Raw genomic sequence first — 8,757 nt, 5'->3', positions numbered from 1 at the left:
GCCTCAGCACGATCCTTGGTGCGCGAGGTGATTGTCACGTCCGCGCCTTCCATGCCGAGGAAACCGGCGGCGCGCATGCCGACAGGCCCGGTGCCCGCGAGCACCAGCGCCTTCTTGCCCTTGAGCGAGCGTCCCTTGGCGAGCAGTGCCACACCAGCCGCAGCCGTCGTGTTGGAGCCATTGCTGTCGAGCATGACCGAGACGCGGAAGGGACCGAAGAAGCTCTTCTTCACCTTCTCGTACAGCTCTTCGCCTTTGGCCATGTTGCCACCGCCGACGAAGATCGCAGTGTTCTGCTTATCCTTGCCGCCGCGCGTGAAAATGGTGCCGTCGACCAGTGCGCCCACATTGTCGGGCGTCACATTGGCATAGCCCGTGACGTGGTCGGCGCCGCCGTCATAACCGACGACCGTGTCGAACACACTCGGCGTTTGATCGGTGTCAAACAGGAACAGCAGTTTCTTCATTTCAACTTGCCCTCAAAATCTATTCGACGACGTTCTGCGGGTTGCCCGCGACGAACGCCTCGATGTTGTCGATGAGTTGATCGGCCAGGATCTGCATGGCCTCGCGGCTCGCCCACGCCACGTGCGGTGTGACGATGAAGTTCGGCATTTTCAGATTAAGCAGGACGTTGCCTTCTTTCGGCGGCTCCTTGGTGAGCACGTCGAAGCCGGCGCCGGCGATGGTGCCGTCCTGAAGCGCCTTGGCAAGCGCCGCCTCGTCTACGAGACCACCGCGTGCCGTGTTGATGAGGATCGATGTCGGCTTCATCATCTTCAGCTCTTTTTCGCCGATCATGTTCTTGGTCTCGGGCGTGAGCGGACAATGCAGCGTGATGACGTCACTTTCTTTCAGCACCGTCTCCAGGTCGACGAGCCCGTCTTGCGGGAACACGTCGTAGGGAAGGATCTTCATGCCCAGGCACTCGGCGCGCTTGGCAACGGCCTTGCCGATGGCGCCGTAGCCGACAATGCCCATGGTAGAGCCGGCGATGTCGCGGATCGGATGGTCGAAGAAACAGAACTGATCGACCTCCGCCCAGCGACCGTTCCGCGTATCCTCGATGTAGGCCATTAGATTGCGGCGCAGCGCGAACATCAGCGCGATGACATGCTCCGGCACGGTATTGAAAGCGTAGTTGCGGATATTGACGACGGTGATGCCGTTCGCCTTGCAGTAAGCCTTGTCGACCACATCCGTGCCGGTTGCGGCGACGGCAATCAGCTTCAGCTTCGGCAACTGCTTCAGCACGTCCTCGCGCATCGGCACTTTATTGATGATGGCGATGGACGCGTCCTTGAGGCGCTCGACAATATCCTCGGGCGTCCAGGTCGACTGGTGCTCGGTGTAGTTATGCGGAAAGCTGGCCTCGCGCACATTGGCGCCGACCGACTCCCGGTCGAGGAAGACAATCGCGTGTTCCACTGAACTCCCCCCTTTGACGGGCTGCGGGGGCACGCCCCACCAAAAAAGAAATCCGGCCCGGTGCAAATTTTTGCGCCAGGCGCGACAGTCAACGCACGTCTATCGAAGGCAGCGTTCGCGGCCTTCGCATCAAAACCGTCTACTCGGCCGCGAGACGAGTCTCGCCCATACCTTGCGCGCCCCGGAAATATTCCTGGGCCGCGGCAACGCCCGAACCGGGCACCACATCGATGCCGACATCGCGCATGGACATCTCTGCGCCGGAAATGGCGCCGAGCAGCATGAGTTCGTTGAGATCGCCGAGATGGCCGATGCGGAACAGCTTGCCCGCCATCTCCGTCAAGCCAGCGCCGAGCGCCAAATTGTAGCCGCGATAGGCCCGGTCGATGACGTCGGCGCCGTTGACGCCTTCCGGCACCATGATCGCGCTCACCGTATCGGAGTACCATTTGGGGTCCTTGGCGCAGAGCGACAGTCCCCAGGCCTCGACGGCCGCGCGCGTGCCGTTCGCCAGATAGCGGTGCCGCGCGAACACGTTCTCCAGGCCTTCCTCGAACATGATGGCCAACGACTCGCGCAAGCCATAGAGCAGCGGCAGCGCCGGCGTGTAAGGGAAGTACCCGTCCGGATTGGTGCGGAAGTGATCGGCGAAGTCGAAATAGGCTTTGGTGCAGGCCGCGCCGTCCATCCGCTCAAGCGCCTTCGGGCTCGCGCAGACAATGCCGAGGCCTGCGGGCAGCATCATGCCCTTCTGCGAGCCAGTAATAGCGAGGTCCACGCCCCACTCATCGAAGCGGAAATCGACGCTGCCGATAGAGCTGACGCCATCCACATAGAGCAGCGCGGGGTGTTTGGCGGCATCGATGGCGCGGCGTACCGCGGCGATGTCGGAGGTGACGCCGGTGGCGGTCTCGTTGTGGACCACCATGACGCCCTTGATCTCATGGTTTTTGTCGGCGCGCAGTGCCTCTTCGATCTTTTCAGGATCGGCGCCCGTGCCCCAGGTCTCCTCCTGGACGATGACCTCGAGCCCATGGCGGCGGGCGAGGTCGATCCACAAATGGCTGAACTGGCCGAAGCGCGGCGCCAGCATCTTGTCGCCGGGCGAGCAAGTATTGGTCAGCGCCGATTCCCAGGCACCGGTCCCGCTGGAGGGGAAGATCACCGCCCTGCCGTCCTTGGTCTGGAAGACTTTCTTCAGGTCCTCGTAGAGCGGCAGCGTCAGTTTCGGAAAGTCGGACGACCTGTGATCCTCCATCGGAACGTGCATCGCCCGAAGGATTCGCTCAGGAACATTGGTTGGTCCCGGCACAAATAGAAAGTTACGGCCCGGCCGCCTGGCTCCAGCCATGGTTTCCTCTCCTAGGGATTCTGGGCGAACCGGGGCCTGGACGGCCCGCGTGCCTCGCGCCTGCGGCAAGGTGGTAGCGTCCAGTGACCGCCCTGGCAACCCTTTTGCTTGCAGGGAAGCCGCCTTGCGCCCCTAGAACAACCCGCTTATGCGGCCATCCGCCGCAAGCTCGATATTGTTCGCCGCAGGCACCCGCGGCAGGCCCGGCATGGTCATTATGTCCCCGCAGATCACCACGACGAACTCGGCCCCGGCCGAGAGCCTGACCTCCCGGACCGGGATGGTATGGCCGAGCGGAACGCCCTTGGCCTCCGGGTTCGTGGTGAAGCTGTACTGGGTCTTGGCCACGCAGATCGGGAACTTGCCGAAGCCCTGCTTCTCCAGCTCGGCGAACTTGTCGCGCACGGCCTTCGGCGCGGTGATGTCCTCCGCCCCGTAGATCTCCTGGGCGATGGTCCGCGTCTTGTCCAACAGTGACATGTCGTCGGGATAGAGCGGCTGGAAGTCCGCCGGCTTGGTGTCGATGGTGTTGACCACGGTCTCCGCTAGCTCGACCGCGCCCTTGCCGCCCAACGCCCAGTGATCGGCCATGACGCATTCGGCGCTCGCCGTGCCACAGAGGCGCTTCAGCAGCTTGATCTCGTCGTCGGTGTCGGAGGAGAAGCGATTGACCGCGACCACCACCGGCACATGGAACTTGCGCACATTCTCGATGTGCTTCTCCAGATTGGCGAAGCCCTTCTCCAGCGCCTCGAGATTCTCTTTCTTGAGGTCGTCCTTGGCCACACCGCCATGCATCTTGAGCGCGCGGATGGTGGCAACGATCACCACGCAGTCGGGCTTTAGCCCCGCCTTGCGGCACTTGATGTCGAAGAACTTCTCCGCGCCGAGATCGGCGCCGAAGCCCGCTTCCGTCACCACGTAGTCGGACAGCTTGAGCGCGGCCTTGGTAGCGATCACCGAGTTGCAGCCGTGGGCGATATTGGCGAACGGCCCGCCATGGATGAAAGCGGGGTTGTTTTCCAGCGTCTGCACCAGGTTCGGCGCGATGGCGTCCTTGAGGAGCGCCGCCATGGCGCCGGCCGCCGAGATTTCCTTGGCCACGACGGGCTTCCTATCGCGCGTCTGGCCGATCTGGATTTGGCCGAGCCGACGCTGTAGGTCCGCCAAGTCCTTGGCCAGGCAAAAGATCGCCATGACCTCGGAGGCCACGGTGATATCGAAGCCCGCCTCACGCGGAAAACCGTTGGCGACTCCGCCGAGCGAGGTGACGATGGAGCGCAAGGCCCGGTCGTTCATGTCGATGCCGCGGCGCCACGTGACGCGGCGCTGGTCGATGTCGAGCTTGTTGCCCCAATAGATATGATTGTCGATCATGGCCGCGAGCAGGTTGTTCGCCGCGCCGATCGCATGGAAGTCGCCGGTGAAGTGGAGGTTGATATCCTCCATGGGCACCACTTGCGCGTAGCCGCCGCCGGCCGCGCCGCCCTTCATGCCGAAACAAGGCCCGAGGCTCGGCTCGCGCACGCAGATCATCGCCTTTTTGCCGATGATGTTCAGGGCATCGCCCAGACCGACCGTGGTCGTGGTCTTGCCCTCGCCCGCAGGGGTAGGCGTGATCGCCGTCACCAGGATCAGCTTGCCGTCTGGCTTGTCCTTGAGGCTATCGATGTAGTCGAGGGAGACCTTCGCCTTGTAGTGGCCGTAGGGCACCAAGTCTTCCGCTTCGACGCCGAGCTTGTCCTTCGCGACATCCAGGATCGGCCGCATGACCGCGGCCTGGCTGATCTCGATATCGGACTTCGGCTTCTTGTGTTGTTCGTTCGAGCCCTCTGGCATGATCGTTTGCCCCCAGCTTATCTTTACTTTGGCCCACGCGATTTCTCGCGAAACGAAGGCGCACCGTATTCATTCGCTTGCCTTGTGGCAATCGTCTGTGCAGTTTCGCCGCAACGGCCCAAGAGTGGGTTGAGCCAGGTCAGTCCAGCGGGAGGTTTTGAAGAAACATGACGCCAGAAGAGCTTCTCAAAGCCATGTTCCAGGCCGGCGTCGAGGCCGCCCTGCCGCAGCTCTGCGTTCCGGCGCACCTGCCGCGCCGGCCCAAGGGCCGCACCATTATCATCGGGGCCGGCAAGGCCTCCGGCGCCATGGCCAAGGCGCTCGAAGATTCCTGGGACGGCCCGCTCGAAGGGCTCGTGGTCACGCGCTACGGCTATCGCCTGCCCACGGAGCGGCTGGAAGTGGTGGAGGCCGCCCACCCCGTGCCCGACGCCGCGGGGCGCGAGGCCGCGAAGCGCATCCATGAGTTGGTGCAAGGCCTGACCGAGGACGATCTCGTGCTTTGCCTCATCTCCGGCGGCGGCTCGGCGCTGCTCGCCATGCCTGCCGAGGGGATTTCGCTGGAGGACAAGCAGGCGGTGAACAAGGCGCTGCTCGCCAGCGGCGCGACCATCTCGGAGATGAACACGGTGCGCAAGCACCTCTCGGCCATCAAGGGCGGGCGTCTCGCCCGCGCCGCCTACCCGGCGCAGATCGTTTCGCTGATGATCTCCGACGTGCCGGGCGACGATGCCTCGATCATCGCCTCGGGGCCGACCGTGCCGGACCCTTCCACCAACGCGGACGCGCGCGGCATCGTCGAGAAATACCGCATCGACCTGCCGGGCGCCGTCAGCCGCGTCCTGGAGACGATCGAGGAAACGCCGAAGCCCGGCGATCCGTGTTTCGAGCGCGTCGAGAACGTGATGATCGCGACGCCTCAGGCTTCATTGGAAGCCGCCGCCGCGGTCGCGCGTGCGGCGGGCGTCACCCCGGTGATCTTGGGAGATTCCATCGAAGGGGAGTCACGCGACGTGGGGCTGGTGCATGCGGGCATCGCGCGCCAATGCGCCATGCGTGGCCAGCCGCAAGAACCGCCTTGCGTGCTCATCTCCGGCGGCGAGACGACCATCACGCTCAAAGGCGACGGCAAGGGCGGACCCAACACCGAGTTCCTGCTGTCGCTGGCGATTGCGCTCGACGGCATGGACAACATCTATGCGCTCGCCGGCGATACCGACGGCGTGGACGGCTCGGAGGACAATGCCGGGGCGCTGATCTATCCGGACACGCTGAAGCGCGCGGAGGCTGCGGGCATCAGCCCCAAGGTCATGCTCGCCAACAACGACCCCTACACGTTCTTCAAGGGCGTCGGCGATCTGCTCGAGACCGGCCCGACCATGACCAATGTCAACGACCTCCGCTGCATCTTCATCACGCAGAAGGCTTGAGTTTCCTACGCGGCGTGACCCGGGAACTCGGTTGGCCCCTCAAGCGCCTGGGTGGTCCCGATGGGCCGCGTGGCGTAGACTGGTCTGAGAACTGACGGACAAGCATCGCTTCACATCGGATTTCTCATGGGAGGAAGACTTTCAGATGAAGACTTGTCTCAGCGTCGCCCTGGGCATGATCGTTCTTTTGCTGGGGCCCCTTGGGGGCACCGGCTTCGCGTTCCAACCTGATGGGCCTTTCCTAGCCTACCAGGAACGCAACGCAGCCCAGTGGGCGAAAGACGATGAGCAAATCGCCGCAAAGCTTGATGCCCTACAGAAGCGCTTCGGCAAACGCCCGAACATCATCTACATCCTGACCGACGACATCGGTTGGGGGGAGCTCGGCTGGCAGGGCGGTGGCAGGCACCGCGGTGCGCCGACGCCCACGCTCGACAAGCTCGCCTTCGAAGGCATGCGCTTCTGGTCAGCCTACGCGGAGCCGTCCTGCACGCCGACCCGTATCGCCCTAATGACTGGCCGCCATCCGGTGCGCACCGGCCTTCTTTCCGTGCTGTGGCCAGGCCAGACCGACGGCCTGTCACCGGATGAAACGACAATCGCCGAAATCCTCTCCGACGCGGACTACCACACGGCCATGTGGGGCAAATGGCATCTCGGTGACGAGCCCCAGTTCGCGCCCGAAAACCAAGGCTTCGACTATGCCTATTACGGTCTCTTCAATGGCGCGCCAGATTGGTGGCAGGCGAGCTACGAAGACAAGACCGGGACGTTCCCGTTTGCCGACTTCCCCGGATACGACGAGTATTTGGCGCGTACCGGCATCGACCTGTCGATCGGAGGCTATACCGGCGAAAAGGGCAAAGGCCGCAAACCCATTGAGGGACTCGCCGGTGAGCTAAGTCCAGAGCGACAGGAAGCCTTCGAGAACGCATCCATCGAACAGATGACGGCGTGGATCAAGGACAAGGCAACGTCCGACAAGCCGTTCTTTGTCTATTGGGCGTCCTACGCGCTGCAGATTTCTGCCTCGCAGGAATTCTTGAACGCGCCCGGCGTGGACAAGAACAACCGGCAGGCCTCTTTCATGGTGCTGCACAACAAGCACGTGCAGATGCTGTTGGACACGCTGAAAGAGGAAGGCATCGCAGAGAACACGCTCGTCGTGTGGATCAGCGATAACGGTCCGATGTATGCGTTCTGGCCGACATCTGGCTACACGCTGCTGCGCGGCAGCAAAGGCGATGTCCTGGAGGGCGGGGTGCGGGTACCAGCTATGGCTTGGTGGCCGGGCATGATCGCCCCGGGACAGGACCCCGACGATTTTTGGCATGTGACCGATTTGTTCACCACGGCTGCGCGGTTGGCCGGGGCAACAGACAAGATCCCCTCAGATCGCGTAACGGATGGGATCGATCAAACAGGGTTGTTCCTGCTGGGCGACGGCCATTCACGGCGCAATTACATTTTCTACTACAGCGGCGACCATCTTGGTGCGATCCGCTACGAGGACTTCAAGATCCATGTCAAAGCCGCACATGGCGGTTTGCCGGGCATGGATTTCTACAACATCCGACGGGATCCGGGTGAGAAGTACGGTCAGCTTTACCCTGCGCTCTTTGCGGTGACGCCCGTCCAACTGATCCTGCGCCAACACAAGGGACAGATTGCGAAGTTCCCGCATCGGCCACCCGATGCGCCGGAGGGTTCAGAGCTCACGCCGCACGATTGATGTCATTCTTGGACCGGCTATCGGCCCGTACCTGACGCACAACCGATACAGGTCGGGATGGTGGGATCCACCTCCAGACGCTTGGCTGCAATCTCCTCGCCGCAAGAGATGCAGTAGCCGTATTCGTCCTCGTCGATGCGCTTGATCGCCGCCTCCACGCGCGCCGCCTCTTCTGCGCGCCGCCGCTCCGTCGCCACGGCCAGCGCTTGGCCCTGCATCGCGTCCATGCGCGACAGGCGTCCCACCGAGGTTTGGTCGAGCTCCACGGGGGCGCGGGTTTCGGCCGTGGTTTCGCTCGCGGCGCGCAAGCCCTCCAGCCGCTCAAGAAGCGCGGCGCGCAGCGCAGCCAAGTCTGGCGAAGCTTTCGTCATGACACGGGGCCTTCGTTGCGCGCCAGGTACACCGTCTGCGTGAACGGCTTATCCTGCAGCGGATTGTGGAACGTCACCGGCTCGGCCCACGCTTCAGCGAAGACGCTCTTCAGACGCGCTAGAAAAACATCGTCGGGAAGCGCATCAGACCACAGGCCGAACACGCCACCGGGGCGAAGATGGCGCGCAAGCCGGCGCAGACCTTCGGGCCGATAGAAGGACTCGCTGCCTTCATCGAGCAAGGCATCGGGCGAATGATCGATGTCGACCAAGATGGCATCGAACTGGCGGCCCGGTGTGTCCGGGTCGAAGCCCTCCGCTGAGGCCGCCATGGCGAAAAAGTCGCCATGAACCAGCCGGCAGCGCGCGTCCTCTGTCAGCACGGCCCCAAGCGGCAGCAGCCCTTTTTCGTGCCACTCGATCACGGGTTGGAGCGCATCGACGACAATCAGCGAACCGGCATCCGCGCTCTCCAAAACGGCATTGGCCGTGTAACCGAGACCAAGCCCGCCGACCACGACGTCGAACGGCGCGTCTCCATCGAGCGCCGCGAGCCCCAGCCGCGCCAGCGCGATCTCCGACGCAGTGAACAGGCTCGTCATCAAG

General features: G+C 63.3%; 8 protein-coding genes. 2 read left to right on the top strand and 6 right to left on the bottom strand.

The window, feature by feature from the left end; all coding sequences use genetic code 11:
- From ABY454_RS11385 to ABY454_RS11370, 4 genes are all read right to left on the bottom strand, one after another.
- A partial coding sequence (locus ABY454_RS11385; protein WP_372930775.1) for an NAD(P)-dependent methylenetetrahydromethanopterin dehydrogenase occupies positions 1–467 on the bottom strand: 467 nt, incomplete at its 3' end.
- Positions 468–486: 19 nt separating this feature from the next.
- Positions 487–1,428 (bottom strand): D-2-hydroxyacid dehydrogenase, encoded by a 942-nt coding sequence (locus ABY454_RS11380; RefSeq protein WP_372930773.1) that lies wholly within the window; start codon positions 1,426–1,428, stop codon positions 487–489.
- Positions 1,429–1,567: 139 nt separating this feature from the next.
- Complete coding sequence (locus ABY454_RS11375) at positions 1,568–2,779, bottom strand: aminotransferase class V-fold PLP-dependent enzyme (RefSeq protein ID WP_372930771.1); 1,212 nt, start codon at positions 2,777–2,779, stop codon at positions 1,568–1,570.
- A 132-nt stretch (positions 2,780–2,911) separates the two neighbouring features.
- Positions 2,912–4,618, bottom strand: a complete 1,707-nt coding sequence (locus ABY454_RS11370; RefSeq protein WP_372930769.1) for a formate--tetrahydrofolate ligase — start codon at positions 4,616–4,618, stop codon at positions 2,912–2,914.
- Positions 4,619–4,785: 167 nt separating this feature from the next.
- On the opposite strand from ABY454_RS11370, the gene ABY454_RS11365 reads away from it, so the two are divergent.
- Positions 4,786–6,048, top strand: a complete 1,263-nt coding sequence (locus ABY454_RS11365; protein ID WP_372930767.1) for a glycerate kinase — start codon at positions 4,786–4,788, stop codon at positions 6,046–6,048.
- 145 nt (positions 6,049–6,193) lie between these two features.
- Positions 6,194–7,780, top strand: a complete 1,587-nt coding sequence (locus ABY454_RS11360; protein ID WP_372930766.1) for a sulfatase-like hydrolase/transferase — start codon at positions 6,194–6,196, stop codon at positions 7,778–7,780.
- Positions 7,781–7,797: 17 nt separating this feature from the next.
- On the opposite strand, the gene ABY454_RS11355 is transcribed toward ABY454_RS11360, so the two are convergent.
- Both ABY454_RS11355 and ABY454_RS11350 read right to left on the bottom strand, forming a co-directional pair.
- Complete coding sequence (locus ABY454_RS11355; RefSeq protein WP_372930764.1) at positions 7,798–8,151, bottom strand: TraR/DksA family transcriptional regulator; 354 nt, start codon at positions 8,149–8,151, stop codon at positions 7,798–7,800.
- The coding region (locus ABY454_RS11350) for a spermidine synthase (protein ID WP_372930762.1) at positions 8,148–8,757 on the bottom strand (610 nt) is incomplete at its 5' end. The genes ABY454_RS11355 and ABY454_RS11350, both read right to left, overlap by 4 nt.

The sequence above is a fragment of the Methyloceanibacter sp. genome (genome assembly GCF_041573655.1).
GTDB lineage: Bacteria > Pseudomonadota > Alphaproteobacteria > Rhizobiales > Methyloligellaceae > Methyloceanibacter.
Note: the sequence above shows the minus strand (reverse complement) of the source record. Positions and strands in the feature narration are given on the sequence as shown.

Excerpts from the sequence above, each read along its gene's own strand:
- ABY454_RS11375 (WP_372930771.1), bottom strand. The coding sequence starts at position 2,779 with ATGGCTGGAGCCAGGCGGCCGGGCCGTAACTTTCTATTTGTGCCGGGA.
- ABY454_RS11370 (WP_372930769.1), bottom strand. The coding sequence starts at position 4,618 with ATGCCAGAGGGCTCGAACGAACAACACAAGAAGCCGAAGTCCGATATC.
- ABY454_RS11365 (WP_372930767.1), top strand. The coding sequence starts at position 4,786 with ATGACGCCAGAAGAGCTTCTCAAAGCCATGTTCCAGGCCGGCGTCGAG.
- ABY454_RS11360 (WP_372930766.1), top strand. The coding sequence starts at position 6,194 with ATGAAGACTTGTCTCAGCGTCGCCCTGGGCATGATCGTTCTTTTGCTG.
- ABY454_RS11355 (WP_372930764.1), bottom strand. The coding sequence starts at position 8,151 with ATGACGAAAGCTTCGCCAGACTTGGCTGCGCTGCGCGCCGCGCTTCTT.